This window comes from Rhodococcus sp. 06-235-1A (assembly GCF_002258785.1).
Lineage (GTDB): Bacteria > Actinomycetota > Actinomycetes > Mycobacteriales > Mycobacteriaceae > Rhodococcoides.
Map to the genome: position 1 here is coordinate 177669 of NZ_NOYI01000013.1, position 13457 is coordinate 191125.

15 protein-coding genes and 2 tRNA genes are annotated in these 13457 nt (G+C 64.6%); 11 read left to right on the forward strand and 6 right to left on the reverse strand.

The window, feature by feature from the left end:
* Positions 1-20: 20 nt before the first annotated feature.
* Positions 21-488, forward strand: a complete 468-nt coding sequence (locus CH275_RS13880) for a cupin domain-containing protein (protein ID WP_094679259.1) — start codon at positions 21-23, stop codon at positions 486-488.
* An 11-nt stretch (positions 489-499) separates the two neighbouring features.
* Here the strand turns inward: CH275_RS13880 and CH275_RS13885 are convergent, their stop codons facing one another.
* The gene (locus CH275_RS13885; protein ID WP_094679260.1) at positions 500-895 is read right to left on the reverse strand and encodes a globin; all 396 of its coding nucleotides are present in this window, start codon (positions 893-895) and stop codon (positions 500-502) included.
* A 65-nt stretch (positions 896-960) separates the two neighbouring features.
* Positions 961-1893 (reverse strand): mechanosensitive ion channel family protein, encoded by a 933-nt coding sequence (locus tag CH275_RS13890; RefSeq protein WP_094679261.1) that lies wholly within the window; start codon positions 1891-1893, stop codon positions 961-963.
* A gap of 255 nt (positions 1894-2148) precedes the next feature.
* Here CH275_RS13890 and CH275_RS13895 point away from each other — a divergent pair, with 255 nt between their 5' ends.
* The 3 genes from CH275_RS13895 (at position 2149) to CH275_RS13905 (ending at position 3607) form a co-directional block, all read left to right on the forward strand.
* A complete protein-coding gene (locus CH275_RS13895) occupies positions 2149-2811 on the forward strand; it encodes an HNH endonuclease (protein WP_179276148.1) in 663 nt (220 codons plus the stop codon).
* A gap of 81 nt (positions 2812-2892) precedes the next feature.
* Positions 2893-3144, forward strand: a complete 252-nt coding sequence (ctaJ, locus tag CH275_RS13900; RefSeq protein ID WP_094678943.1) for an aa3-type cytochrome oxidase subunit CtaJ — start codon at positions 2893-2895, stop codon at positions 3142-3144.
* Positions 3131-3607 carry a DUF5130 family protein gene (locus tag CH275_RS13905; RefSeq protein WP_094678944.1) on the forward strand — a complete coding sequence of 159 codons (477 nt, stop codon included), beginning with the start codon at positions 3131-3133 and terminating at the stop codon, positions 3605-3607. Before ctaJ ends, CH275_RS13905 begins: the two co-directional genes overlap by 14 nt.
* Positions 3608-3693: 86 nt before the next feature.
* On the opposite strand, the gene pepN is transcribed toward CH275_RS13905, so the two are convergent.
* The gene (gene pepN / locus CH275_RS13910) at positions 3694-6267 is read right to left on the reverse strand and encodes an aminopeptidase N (RefSeq protein WP_094678945.1); all 2574 of its coding nucleotides are present in this window, start codon (positions 6265-6267) and stop codon (positions 3694-3696) included.
* Positions 6268-6425: 158 nt separating this feature from the next.
* Here pepN and CH275_RS13915 point away from each other — a divergent pair, with 158 nt between their 5' ends.
* Positions 6426-7043, forward strand: coding sequence for a mycothiol-dependent nitroreductase Rv2466c family protein (locus tag CH275_RS13915; protein WP_094678946.1), 618 nt, complete (start codon positions 6426-6428; stop codon positions 7041-7043).
* 59 nt (positions 7044-7102) lie between these two features.
* On the opposite strand, the gene CH275_RS13920 is transcribed toward CH275_RS13915, so the two are convergent.
* Complete coding sequence (locus CH275_RS13920) at positions 7103-7765, reverse strand: DUF429 domain-containing protein (protein WP_094678947.1); 663 nt, start codon at positions 7763-7765, stop codon at positions 7103-7105.
* A 16-nt stretch (positions 7766-7781) separates the two neighbouring features.
* Between CH275_RS13920 and CH275_RS13925 the strand changes: the two genes are divergently transcribed.
* Positions 7782-8261, forward strand: a complete 480-nt coding sequence (locus tag CH275_RS13925) for a ribose-5-phosphate isomerase (protein WP_094678948.1) — start codon at positions 7782-7784, stop codon at positions 8259-8261.
* Complete coding sequence (locus CH275_RS13930) at positions 8262-9056, forward strand: Fpg/Nei family DNA glycosylase (RefSeq protein WP_094678949.1); 795 nt, start codon at positions 8262-8264, stop codon at positions 9054-9056.
* Here CH275_RS13930 and CH275_RS13935 read toward each other — a convergent pair.
* Both CH275_RS13935 and CH275_RS13940 read right to left on the reverse strand, forming a co-directional pair.
* Positions 9053-9826: a hypothetical protein gene (locus tag CH275_RS13935; protein ID WP_094678950.1), complete on the reverse strand. Its 774-nt coding sequence runs from the start codon at positions 9824-9826 to the stop codon at positions 9053-9055. The two genes, CH275_RS13930 and CH275_RS13935, sit on opposite strands and share 4 nt — an antisense overlap.
* Before the next feature lie 111 nt (positions 9827-9937).
* Positions 9938-10011: transfer RNA gene (locus CH275_RS13940), tRNA-Gly, on the reverse strand.
* Between the two features lie 170 nt (positions 10012-10181).
* Here CH275_RS13940 and CH275_RS13945 point away from each other — a divergent pair.
* From CH275_RS13945 to CH275_RS13960, 4 genes are all read left to right on the forward strand, one after another.
* Positions 10182-10255: transfer RNA gene (locus CH275_RS13945), tRNA-Pro, on the forward strand.
* A gap of 112 nt (positions 10256-10367) precedes the next feature.
* Positions 10368-11747 (forward strand): trigger factor, encoded by a 1380-nt coding sequence (tig, locus tag CH275_RS13950; RefSeq protein WP_094678951.1) that lies wholly within the window; start codon positions 10368-10370, stop codon positions 11745-11747.
* 100 nt (positions 11748-11847) lie between these two features.
* Entirely contained in the window at positions 11848-12480 is a 633-nt protein-coding gene (locus CH275_RS13955; RefSeq protein WP_032379221.1) for an ATP-dependent Clp protease proteolytic subunit, read from the forward strand.
* 46 nt (positions 12481-12526) lie between these two features.
* Complete coding sequence (locus CH275_RS13960; protein ID WP_008715342.1) at positions 12527-13168, forward strand: ATP-dependent Clp protease proteolytic subunit; 642 nt, start codon at positions 12527-12529, stop codon at positions 13166-13168.
* Positions 13169-13457: the final 289 nt, after the last annotated feature.

Here is a 13457-nt window from a genome sequence, read left to right on the forward strand (position 1 = left end):
GTGAGGACGCGACGGAAACCATGACCATATCGACCATCGAAGCCGTCCGCCTCGGCGATATCGTGCTCGACGACAGCCCGATCGAGCCCGCCTGGATTCTCGAAGGTAATCCTCGAGCACGCGTCGCCGAGTGGTCGAAGAGCATCGACGGCACCACGACCACCAATGTCTGGGACTGCTCGGCCGGCCGCTTCCGCTGGTACTTCTCCGTCGACGAGATCGTGCACATCATGGACGGCTCGGTCACCGTATCGAGCGACGATCATGCACCGCGCACCTTGGTTGCAGGCGACGCTGCGCTGTTCCGCGCAGGGACATGGACCGAGTGGCACGTGGAGACCTACGTCCGCAAGCACGCCATACTGCGCCAGCACCTGCCCTGGCCCGTGAGCTCGGCTCTCAAGGTCGCCGGTGCCCTCCGCGGACGCATGAGCAGGCTCAGGACCGCCACCGGCAGCAAGAGCCCTCAGCGCGTCGGTTCGCTGTAGCCCTCGGCCCCTCAGATCGCCGAGTTCATCATCGAATTCGCGGCCATCTCCATGTAGTCGATGAGCTGCGCTCGGTGCGCGGAGTCCATCACCGACGGGTCGATCGAGGCGATCGCGATGTGCATGCACCGAAGCCATGCGTCCCGCTCCATCGGCCCGATCCGAAAAGGGTTGTGACGCATCCGCAATCGCGGGTGACCCCGTTCGTCGGAATACGTCCTCGGGCCGCCCCAGTACTGCTCGAGGAACATTCGCATGCGCCGTTCGGCGGGTCCGAGGTCCTCCTCGGGGTACAGCGGGCGCACGATCTCGTCGTTGGCGACTTCCTCGTAGAACTTCGCCGTGAGTGACCGGAACGTCTCGGCACCGCCTACCGCGTCGTAGAACGTCTGCTGCGGTTCGGTCATCACACTCTCTCTTGTTTCTCGTCGTTCCTGCGGGCTCTCGATCGGCGTCCACCGATCATTGTCCCTCAGGAGCCGGAGTCGGCCGCGACCCCACCCGGACGGCCCAGTGCATACGGCGCTTTGATGTCGGCGTCGTCGAAGGCCTCCAGGATGTCCCGATGAAGGCGGCGCTGGACGGCCCACTGGCGTCCGGGGCGCGTTTTGATCGTGATGCGGATGGTGACGGTGTCCGCGCTCACCGCGTTGACTCCGAGCATCTCGGGCGGTTCGAGGATGTCGCTTTCGAAATCGCCGGACTCGACCAACGACGCAGTGGTGCGTTCGGCCACCTCGCATGCGTGCTCGATGTTCGCCGTGTGCGAGATGGGTAGATCGAGCACGGCGACCGCGAAGCCCTGACTCATGTTGCCCACTCGCAGCACTTCACCGTTGCGGCAGTACCACACGGTGCCGTTGACGTCTCGGATCGTGGTCACCCGTAGCCCCACACTTTCGACGGTGCCGGTGGCCTCACCGAGGTCGACGACGTCGCCGACGCCGTATTGATCCTCGAGCAGCATGAAGATTCCGGACAGGAAGTCCCGAACCAGGTTCTGGGCACCGAATCCGAGCGCAACTCCGACAATTCCTGCGGAGGCGATGAACGGTGCCACATTGACACCGATCACGTCGAGCACCGAGAGCACGAACCACGTGAGAATCATGACCGAGACGGCCGACTTCAGCACCGAGCCGATCGTGTTCGCCCGTTGCTTGCGCCGCTCGTTGAGAATCGCGCCTTTGACGGTGCTCGACGACCGGTCTCGAAGCGGACGGAGCAGCATCGGGGACTTACCGATCTCGTTGCGGGTGAAGCGAGCGATCATTCTGTGCAGGACGAGTCGCAGAACGATGGCCAGGGCGAGATAGCCCAGAACCTGCAGCGGACGATCGACCAACCAGTCGCGTCCGGTATCCGTCAGCTCGAAGGCTCGGGTGTCGAGCTCTTGCAGCGACAGTTCGGGGAGGGTCGATACGGACAGAAGGGTTGATACAGACACCCGAAAAGTCTACGGAGACGCAGAAATCTCGCCAGTCCTGCTGCGCATGGCGGCGTCGTTCGTCGATCGCGCGTACGAAGATGCGAAATGTTCACCGATCGGCAACAGGAAATGCGGAGAAAAAGGCTGTGCGGAGTCGGTGTATTCGTGTTCCACTGTGAATCGTGTTCCACGCAAGCCATGCGCGGGCGCCGACTGTTTCTGGAGCGACGCATGAAGAACTCGCAACATCGCCATCGACAACTCCCGCCCACTGAGGGCCGCACCACGCACGACCAGCGTGAGACGGCCTCGGGGGCTTCTCCGCTGCGCGTGGTGCCGACCGCCCACGATGCCACGGGCGACGACGCCGTACCGGCGTGGGTCAAGCGCCGTGTGCTGCTCCTCAACGCCACATTCGAACCACTGACCGCGCTTCCGATGCGCCGGGCGGTGGTTCTTCTCGTTTGTGGGAAGGCCGACGTGGTGCACGACGATCCGGAAGGGCCGTTCATCCGATCGGCCGGCTTCTCGGTACAGGTGCCGTCGGTCATCAGACTGCGGACGTTCGTCCGGGTGCCGTACCGAGCGCGAGTGCCGATGACGCGGGCGGCACTGATGCACCGCGACCGGTTCCGCTGTGCGTACTGCGGAAGCAAGGCCGAGACGGTCGACCACGTGGTTCCGCGAAGCCGCGGAGGAGGCCACTCGTGGGAGAACTGTGTTGCGTGTTGTGCCTCGTGCAACCACCGCAAGGCCGACAAACTGCTCAGCGAGATCGGGTGGACGTTGCGCGCGCAGTTGGTGCCGCCGAAGGGCCCCCACTGGAGACTGCTGGCGACGACGAAGGAGTTGGACCCGAGTTGGCTGGCGTATCTGGGTGAGGGTGCTGCCTGACGCGGGCCCGTCCGCACTTTTCGGTCACAACACCGGCCCCGACGTGGTCCGACGCCCAATTGTCGACTAACGTCACACCCTGTGAGCATTTTTGAGACCACGCTGATATTCGGGGTGATTCCGGTTGCGGTGATCGGACTCATCGGCGCGTTGTCCTACCTGACCGACAAGCAGCCCGGTATGGATGTTCCTCCCTACCGGTTGACGGACGAGTGGACGCGCGAGCCATTGCTGTGGAGCGCTACGGACGAGGTGACTCCTTTCGGAGGCCACGCATCGCACGACGCCGACGCAGCCGACTCGATCGGAGGTGCTGCAAGTGGCAAGTGGTGAACTCGTCCGTAGTGACATCAGGGAAGAAGACCTGCCGTACGGCGCTGCTGTGACCGCGAGCGGCCGCGTCTCGGCTGCTCACGAATTCGGGACGGTCAACCCCGAGCACCTGCCGTTCGCGACGCAAGATCTGGTTGCGCTCGACGACGCGCTGACCGAGGCGACGCGTCGGACCAAAATTCGGTTCAACGTGTACGTCGGTGATCTCGGCGACGATCCGGCCGCTGGTGTCGAGTCGGTGTTTCCTGGTACACCCGACGCCGTTCGATCGATTCTGATCGCCGTCGACCCGAATCGGCACGCACTCGAAATCCGAAGCGGTAAGCGAGTGTCCAACCGAGCGACGGACCGGGTTGCGCAGTTGGGCGTGACCGCCGCGCTCGGACCGTTCCGAGACGGCAACCTCATCGACGGTCTCGTCGCCTCCGTGCGAGTGATGGCGGCGTCCATCCTCAGTCCTTAGCGTCCGCCGGACCGGATCGTACGAACGAGGGCCGGTTGCTCACCTTGTCGGTGAGCAACCGGCCCTCGTCGTCGGTGTGGCAGAGATCAGCTCGCGTCGAACTCCCGGGCAGCGAGCGCCCGGACGACGCCGGCCCTGCCCTCGATCACCAGTCGTCGAAGAGCGGGTGGCAATTCGCCGTCCAGGAACTCGTCCGCTGCCGCCAGCGACTGCTCGCTGATCGACCAGGAGGGGTACAGCCCGATCACGACGGTCTGCGCGACCTCGCTGGATCGTCGAGACCAGACGCCCTCGATGGCGTCGAAATAGCGGGCGACGAACGGCTCGAGCAACTCGCCCTGACCCGGCCCGGCGAATCCGCCGATGATCGAGCGTGCGGTGATGTTCGGTACGGCGTCGTCCTCGACCACCGTCGTCCACGCCTGTTCCTTGACCTCCGCGCTCGGGCGTGCGGCCCGCGCGGCCGCAGCCGACCGCGCTCCGGCAGCAGTGTTGTCCATGGCCGCTTCGGCGTCGATGACCGGCGACTCGAGTCCGTCGGCGTCGATTGCACCTGCCCCGGCCAGAGCGGTCACGATGCGCCACCGCAGATCGGTGTCGACGTCGAGCCCGGAGAGTGACTGGCCGTCGACGTCACCGTCGAGCAACGCGCGCAGCACCTCGATGTGGCGATTGCCGAGTTCGATGCCGGTGAGGGCGTTGACGAAGGCCAGCTGGTGATCCGAGCCTGCTTCGGCACCGCGCGCCAGCTCGAGCAGAGCATCGGCGAACTCGGGGGTGCCGTGTTCTGCTGCCCACGCAGGATCGGCGTAGCTGGTGATAGCGGTCTGGGCTTGCAGCAGAAGACGTTGCACCACACCCACTTCGGTCTCGCCGCCGATTCCGCGCTGGACGAGGGCCACGAAGTCTCGCGCCTTCATCTCGGCCGATCGGGTCATCTCCCAGGCCGCCGACCACGCGAGGGTGCGGGGGAGGGGCTCGGCGATGTCACCGATGCGATCGATGAGGACACCGAGCGAATCCGGATCCAGTCGCACTGCGCAATACGTCAGGTCGTCGTCGTTGACCAGGACGAGCTTGCCTCGCGAAACACCCACCAGCGCATCGACACTCGTCGATTCTGCTGCGTCCAGGTCGAGTTCGACGCGGTCGGTGCGAACCAACTTGCCGTCGACGTCGTCGTAGATGCCGACGCCGATGCGGTGAACTCGATGCTCTCCTGCACCGGGTGCTGCGCCGGTCTGCCGAACCTCGAAGCGAGTGAACTTGCCGTCGGCATCGACGTCGAAATCCGGACTCAGGGTGTTCAGGCCGGTGGTGCGCAGCCACTGAGCGCCCCAATCGGACAGATCTCGTCCCGAGGACTTCTCCAGCGCTGCAAGGAGATCCGAGAAGGTGGCGTTGCCGAAGGCGTGATCGACGAAGTACGCCCGCAACCCGGCGAGGAAGTCCTCCTTGCCGACGTACGCCACCAGCTGCTTGAGCACACTCGCGCCCTTGGCGTAGGTGATGCCGTCGAAGTTGACTTCCACTGCGGCCAGGTCGGGGATGTCCGCGGCGATGGGGTGCGTCGACGGCAATTGGTCCTGGCGGTAGGCCCAGGCCTTCTCGACGTTGGCGAAGGTGGTCCACGCGTTGGTGTACTCGGTTGCCTCGGACTGGCACAGCACCGAGGCGAACGTGGCGAACGACTCGTTGAGCCACAGATCGTCCCACCACGTCATGGTGACCAGGTCGCCGAACCACATGTGTGCCATCTCGTGCAGCACAGTCTCGGCGCGACGCTCGTAGGAGTAACGCGTCACCTTGGACCGGAAGACGTAGTCCTCCAGGTACGTGACCGCGCCGGCGTTTTCCATCGCACCGGCATTGAACTCGGGCACGAAGAGCTGGTCGTACTTGCCGAAGGCGTACGGAGTGCCGAAGTTCTCGTGGTAGAAACCGAAGCCCTGCTTGGTCTCGGTGAACAGGCGCTCGGCGTCCATGTGATCGGCAAGCGATGCGCGGCAGTAGATTCCGAGGGGGATGGTGCCGTGGTCGTCGGTGTACGAGTCGGTCCACTCGGCGTACGGACCGGCGATCAGCGCGACGAGGTAGGTGCTCATCAACGGCGTCGTGTCGAACACGTGCTCGCCTGCGGCGGGCTCGGCCGCGTGCGCGGCATTTGAGATGATGGTCCAGCTCTCGGGAGCGGTGACCTTGACATCGAAGGTGGCCTTGAGATCGGGCTGATCGAAGCAGGCGAACATGCGCTTGGCATCGGCGGTCTCGAACTGCGAATACAGGTACACCGAACCGTCGGACGGGTCGACGAAGCGATGCAGGCCCTCGCCCGTGTGCGAGTAGATGCAGTCGGCATCGATCACGAGTTCGTTGTGTTCGGCCAGATTCTCCAGCGATATGCCCGTCGACTCGTCGTAGCCCGCGATATCGATGTCCGTGCCGTTGAGCGTCGCCGAGCGAATCGTGCCGGCAACGATGTCCACGAAAGTCGACGCTCCGGCGGTGGCCGCGAACGTGATGGTGGTGAGCGAGCGGAATGTCTTCTCGCCGGGATTGCCCTCGCCGTCGGTGAGATCGAGAACGATCGCGTACTTCGTTTCCCCGATGATCGCCGAACGTTCGGAGGCTTGGTCACGCGTCAGGTTGGGAGCAACCACTTCAGTCGACACCTCTTCGTGTAGTTATGGGTAGTGCCGTCCATCCCATCACGTCGTGAGTGGCTCGCGCTGGCCGACGGGTGGTGCGGAATGTCTGGGCGGTGGACGGTTGTTACCGCATGAAGAGATGTTGACCTCGACTTCCAAGGAGTAGGACAGTGGCCGGTTCAGGACAGAAAGACACCGCGGATTTTTGGTTCGACCCACTGTGCCCGTGGTGTTGGATCACCTCGCGGTGGATTCTCGAGGTGCAGCAGGTGCGCGACATCGACGTGAACTTCCACGTCATGAGCCTGGCTGTGCTCAACGAGGGCCGCGATCTGCCCGAGGAGTACGCCGCGATGATGAAGAAGGCATGGGGTCCGGTCCGGGTGGCTATCGCTGCTGCCAAGCTGAAGGGCGACGAGATCCTCGCACCGCTGTACGCCGCCATGGGAACGCGAATTCACAACGAGGGCAACAAGGATTTCGACGTCGTCATCGCGGAGTCGTTGGCCGAACTGGATCTGCCGGCGGATCTCGCGAAGGCAGCCGAGAGCACCGACTACGACGAGGACCTACGGACCAGCCATCACGCCGGTATGGACAAGGTCGGACCCGACGTCGGGACCCCGACCATCCATGTCAACGGCGTGGCCTTCTTCGGCCCGGTGCTCTCCCGAATCCCGCGCGGCGAAGAGGCAGGCAAGCTCTGGGACGCATCGGTGATCTTCGCGGGGTACCCGCACTTCTTCGAGCTCAAGCGCACCCGCAACGAGGACCCACAGTTCGACTGATCGGTGACCTCGTGCGCGGAAAGTCGTAGCAAGGTACGACCTTCCGCGCACGAGGGGGGTCAGGCCACGATGCGATCCGACCGGTCCGCGGTGCCGAACACTCGGTGCTCGCCGAGGTGGAAACGTCGCGCCGACCACGCCGCGGCGGCCGCGTCGAGGAAGTCGTCGACGGCGGGTCCCAGCGGCAGATCGGCCAGATCGATGTGCTCGCTCCACCGCTCGAGCGCAGCCATCCGCTGTCCGACGCCCCGGCCGGTCTTCTTCGACGCAAAGCTCGTCGTCGGTGACATCGCCCGAAACGAGCATTCGGGATGTACCTCGACGTACTTGTCCGGATCGAAGCTCGCACTCCGCCACGCCTCGACGGACGGCAGAATGTGCCACGTCTGCTTGCTGATCGCCTTGCCGGTGATACGACGAGAGACGGCACAGGCGTCGGGATACGACTCGGCAGCGAGCACATCGAGCACGGGCGTGTGGAAGATCGAACTGCGCGCCGGGCCGAGAAACTTCTTCGCTTCCAGTTCGCTGATGCGATAGCCGCTCGCGGGCAGTGACAATGGCATGTCGACGCCCACTCGCGCACAGTCCGTGGTGTGCTCCAGCACGTCGGCCACGGAGGAACAGCCTCGCCATGTCAGCGTCGTGCCGTCGAACGACGCGACCACCCACGCGCCTTTCGCACCGTCCACGCCTGCGAATTTCTCGGCTTCGGAGTTCACCTGTCAGACTCTAGGCATGCGCGTATACCTGGGTGCCGACCACGCCGGCCTCGAGTTCAAGAATCAGATCATCGAACACCTGACGGCAACCGGGCACGAGCCCGTCGACTGCGGTGCCTTCGATTACGACCCCGTCGACGATTACCCGGCATTCTGCATCGACGCTGCACTTCGCGTCGTTGCCGATCCAGGCAGCCGTGGCCTGGTGCTCGGAGGTTCCGGAAACGGCGAGCAGATCGCTGCGAACAAGGTGCCGGGCGCTCGCTGTGCCCTCGCATGGAGCGTGGAGACCGCAAAGCTCGCTCGCGAGCACAACGATGCGCAGCTCATCGGCATCGGTGGACGCATGCACACGCTGCCCGAGGCCCTTGCCATCGTCGACGCGTTCCTCGGAACTCCGTTCTCGGGTGAGGAGCGCCACCAGCGCCGGATCGACATCCTGTCCGAGTACGAGCGCAGCGGCGAGGCACCCGAGGTGCCGGGAAAGCCCGCGTAGGTGCCCGAAGGTCACACCCTGCACCGACTCGCTCGGTTGCATCAACGTCGGTTCGGCGGGGCACCGGTGGAGACGAGCAGTCCACAGGGACGGTTCACCTCCGGTGCCGCGCTGATCGACGGCCTCGTGCTCGAAAAGGCCGAGGCGTGGGGAAAGCACCTGTTACACCGCTACGAGTCCGATCTGATCGTGCACATTCACCTGGGCCTGTACGGCAAGTTCACCGAACAGGCCGTGCCACTGAACGATCCGGTGGGCGCAGTGCGTCTGCGCATGGTGGGGGAGAAGTACGGTGCCGATCTCCGCGGCCCCACCGCGTGCGAGATCTACACCGAAGAACAGGTCGACGCTCTCGTGGCTCGGCTCGGGCCGGACCCGCTCCGCAAGGATGCAGATCCCGATGCGGCCTGGTCGCGAATCTCGAAGTCGCGCACCGCTATCGGCACCTTGCTCATGGATCAGAAGGTGCTCGCCGGAGTCGGCAACGTCTACCGCGCCGAGATCCTGTTCCGGCACGAGATCAACCCCATGCGTCCCGGCAAGGATCTCGACAGAGCAGAGTGGGACGCGATCTGGTTCGACCTCGTCGAGCTGATGAAGATCGGTGTTCGGCGCGGCCGCATCATCACCATCCGGCCCGAGGACGACCACGGCGACACCTACGGTGCCCGCCGACCACGCTCGTACGTCTACCGCAGGGAAGGGCTTCCGTGCCGCGTGTGCGGCACCGAAATCCTGCACTCGACGATGCAGGCCCGAAACCTGTTCTGGTGCCCCGTCTGTCAGGCGACCTAGAGCCCGAAGTCCATCCCGCCGCCGTCGCCGCCGAACATGTCGCCGCCCCCGTCCATGGCACCGTATTCCGTGTCGCCGCCGCTGTAGTCGTCACCGCCGCCGCCGTCGCTGCCCGCGTCGGAACCGTCGGACCCCATGTCGCCGCCCGCGGCGGTCTCGTCCGGCACTCCCGCCATACCGGAGAACATGGCCGAGAACAGGAACATCGAACCCATTCCCCACGCGCCGGCGACCAGGGCGGGCCGCCACCACGGCTCGGAGTACCAGCCTGCGGGCACCGGTCGACCTGCCACTCGGCCGCCCGGGTAGTAGTTCGGGGTGCGATCCGACGGATCGGGTGACGCAGCGATCTCACGGCCCTCGAAGTCGACCTTGCGCTCCTCGGTGACCCGTCCTGCCTGTTGTTGGCCGTCGATGCCCTGCACCTCCGGGCCCGGGTCCATGCCCATCGCCAGGCGCGCGGCGCGGATGTAGTAGAGCCCCTCGAGCGCCGTCTGTTTGGCCAGTCGGGCCTGTTCGGGGGTGGTGGCCTGGTCGATCTGCGAACCGGCGGCGATATTGCGTTCGGACGCGTCGGCCAGGGCCTGCTTGGACGGTGTGTCGGTGCCGATCAGGTTGTAGACCTGGCCGCCGAGGCGTTCGATCGACTGGCGGGCATCGGCCTTGGCGTCGGCCAGCGCGGTTTCGGCGGCCGCAGCCGAGTTCTTCTTGCTTCGCAGCACCAACAGGGCCACTGCGGCGATGACGAGGACGATCAGGACTATTTCCACTCCGGGCCTTCCGCCGACGGTGCATGTCCGGTTCTCTCGGACAATTCGGACTCCGTTTCAGGGTACGCGGACACGAAAAAGCCCCGCACTGAAAGTACGGGGCTTTTTCGATGGAGCCGATGACGAGAATCGAACTCGCGTAGCCTGTTTGGAAGACAGGGGCTCTACCATTGAGCTACATCGGCGTGCAAACAACAGTCGTGGGATCGCCAGTTCCGTCGCCTGCGTTTCAAGACTGTACCCAACGCCGCTGCCGGATTCCAAACCGGCGTGCCGTGTCGGGTTCGCTCGAACGCCATCGGTGGGGCGCCGATGAGGGGCTAGTATCGGTTGCTGTTCAATAGTGTGGGTACGACGGGGTGTGGCGCAGCTTGGTAGCGCATCCGCTTTGGGAGCGGAGGGTCGCAGGTTCAATTCCTGTCACCCCGACAAATGAGGGCCGCAGGCACGGTTCGCCGTGTTCGCGGCGAGCGAGGTAAGACCGCACGCCAGCACCGTAAGCACCACCAGCAAGCAAGAATTACCAGAAGGAGCATGTCCCGTGAAGAGCACCGTCGAGCAGCTGAGCCCGACGCGAGTCCGTATCAACGTTGAGGTGCCCTTCGAGGAGCTCAAGCCTGATTTCGACCGCGCGTACAAGGCTTTGGCTCAGCAGATCCGCCTCCCCGGATTCCGTCCCGGCAAGGCTCCGGCCAAGTTGCTCGAAGCGCGCGTCGGCCGCGGGGCAGTTCTCGAGCAGGTCGTCAACGACGCTCTTCCCTCCCGCTACTCCGAGGCCGTGACCAACGAGAAGGTCAAGGTCATCGGCCAGCCCGAGATCGAGATCACCAAGATCGAGGACGGCACCGAGCTCACGTTCACCGCCGAGGTCGACGTCCGCCCCGAGATCGAGCTGCCCGACTACTCGACCATCAGCGTCGTCGTCGACCCGCTCGAGATCAAGGACGAGGCCGTCGACGAGCAGCTGCAGTCGCTGCGTCAGCGTTTCGGCACTCTCACCGGCGTCGATCGTCCGGTCCAGTCGGGCGACTTCGTCTCGATCGATCTCTCGGCCACCGTCGACGGCGAGAACGTGGAAGAGGCGACGGCGAGCGGACTGTCCCACGAGGTCGGCTCCGGCCAGCTCATCGAGGGCCTGGACGACGCGATCATCGGTGTCTCCGCGGACGAGTCGAAGGAGTTCACCTCGACCTTGGTCGCCGGTGAGTACGCAGGCAAGGAAGCCGTCGTCACGGTCAAGGTCGTCTCCGTCAAGGAGCGCGAGCTGCCCGAGGCCGACGACGAGTTCGCCCAGCTGGCCAGCGAGTTCGACACGTTCGACGAGCTGCTCGCGGACCTGAAGACGCGCGTCGAGCGAGTCGCGAAGGTCGAGCAGGCCGGTCAGATCCGCGACAAGGTGCTCGAGACGTTGCTCGAGACCCTCGAGATTCCGGCTCCCGAGGCCGTCGTCAAGGCCGAGGTCGATTCCCAGGTGCACGAGGCCATCCACGGTCTCGACCACAACGAGGAAGCGCTCGCCGAGCTGCTCGAGTCGCAGGGCTCGAGCCGCGAGGAGTTCGACAAGGACGTCAAGGAGGGTGCCGAGAAGTCGGTGCGCACCCAGCTCCTGCTCGACGCTATCGCCGAGGCCGAGAACACACAGGTCGGCCAGGAAGAGCTCACCGAGCGGATCATCTTCCAGGCGCAGCGGTACGGCATGCCGCCCGAGCAGTTCATTCAGCAGGTGCAGCAGGCCAACCAGCTCGGTGCGGTCTTCGCGGACGTCAAGCGCGGCAAGGCCCTGGCTTCGGTCGTCGAGCGCGTCACCGTGACCGACACCAACGGTGCCAGCGTCGATACGGCCGAGCTGTTCGGCAGCCCTGCCGATGCTCCCGACGAGGTCGAAGCAGCGGATTCTTCCGAGGGCGAACAAGAGAAGTAACGCTGACAGCGAACGACGGCGGTTCCGGGACTCCGGAGCCGCCGTCTTTCGTTAGTGTCTGTGTCAGGAACCAACGATTTGTTATGAAAAGGCAGGTACCGTGACTGTTCAGAATCCGGCGGCTTCGCACGAGCAGAGTCCCGTCATGACTTCGGCCGCAGCAGGCCTGAATCTCAGCGACTCCGTGTACGAGCGTCTGCTTCAAAACCGCATCATCTTCCTCGGTACCCAGGTCGACGACGACATCGCCAACAAGTTGTGCGCGCAGATCCTGCTGCTCTCCGCCGAGGATGCCACCCGCGACATCTCGCTGTACATCAACTCGCCCGGTGGCTCGGTCACCGCGGGTATGGCCATCTTCGACACGATGGAATTCGCCGAGTGCGACATCGCCACCTACGGCATGGGTCTGGCTGCCTCGATGGGTCAGTTCCTGCTCTCGGCCGGAGCCAAGGGCAAGCGCTACGCGCTGCCGCACGCGCGCATCATGATGCACCAGCCCTCGGCCGGAATCGGCGGCAGTGCCTCCGACATCGCCATCATGGCCGAGCAGTTCGCGCACACCAAGCGTGAGATGGCCGAGCTCATCGCTCAGCACACCGGCCAGACCGTCGAGCAGATCACCGAGGATTCCGATCGCGACCGATGGTTCACCGCGCAGGCGGCCAAGGAATACGGGTTCGTGGACCACGTCGTCAGCCGCGCGCAGCAGGCCGGCGGAATCGGCGAGTAAATCGGCCGGTACCGGCGACCTCGATCACTCACATCTTGGAGAAACGATGACAAACCTGTTCGATCCCAACCAGTTGCCGTCCTCGCGGTACATCCTCCCGTCCTTCGTCGAGCACTCCAGCTACGGCGTCAAGGAATCGAACCCGTACAACAAGCTGTTCGAGGAGCGCATCATCTTCCTCGGAGTCCAGGTCGACGATGCGTCGGCCAACGACGTCATGGCGCAGCTGCTGGTGCTAGAGGGACTCGACCCCGACCGTGACATCACCATGTACATCAACTCGCCCGGCGGATCGTTCACGTCGCTGATGGCGATCTACGACACCATGCAGTACGTCCGGGCGGACGTTGCCACCGTCTGCCTCGGCCAGGCTGCCTCGGCCGCTGCGGTACTGCTCGCGGCCGGTACGCCCGGCAAGCGTGCAGCTCTGCCGAACGCTCGGGTGCTGATCCACCAGCCCTCCAGCGGTGGAATCCAGGGCCAGGTGTCGGACCTCGAGATCCAGGCCGCCGAGATCGAGCGGATGCGCCGGCTCATGGAGACCACTCTCGGTCGCCACACCGGCAAGGATCCCGATGTCATCCGCAAGGACACCGACCGCGACAAGATCCTCACCGCGGAGCAGGCCAAGGACTACGGCATCATCGATACCGTGTTCGAGTACCGCAAGCTCTCCGCACAGAAGTAGCAGCGCGAGTACCACCGGTCGGGCCGTCACGGTCCGGCAGACGTCTCCGGCGCCGGGCGAGAGTGCAGAACTCCGCCCGGCGATCGCGATCGACCACCCGAATTTCGTAATCGGTGAAATCGCGTGGCGAATCACCGGAAACAACCCGCCCATGTTCGGCGAACACGGGTAGCGTCGCATCCAAGAACTCGGGCGATCGATTTCGGCGCGACGAAAAGCCGAGAAGTACCCCACGACGGTCTCGGCACACTCGGACGGCGTGGGTCGTACGCGGACAAGGAAGTAGGAA

Excerpts from the sequence above, each read along its gene's own strand:
- CH275_RS13895 (WP_179276148.1), top strand. The coding sequence starts at position 2,149 with ATGAAGAACTCGCAACATCGCCATCGACAACTCCCGCCCACTGAGGGC.
- CH275_RS13885 (WP_094679260.1), bottom strand. The coding sequence starts at position 895 with ATGACCGAACCGCAGCAGACGTTCTACGACGCGGTAGGCGGTGCCGAG.
- CH275_RS13925 (WP_094678948.1), top strand. The coding sequence starts at position 7,782 with ATGCGCGTATACCTGGGTGCCGACCACGCCGGCCTCGAGTTCAAGAAT.
- CH275_RS13880 (WP_094679259.1), top strand. The coding sequence starts at position 21 with ATGACCATATCGACCATCGAAGCCGTCCGCCTCGGCGATATCGTGCTC.
- CH275_RS13960 (WP_008715342.1), top strand. The coding sequence starts at position 12,527 with ATGACAAACCTGTTCGATCCCAACCAGTTGCCGTCCTCGCGGTACATC.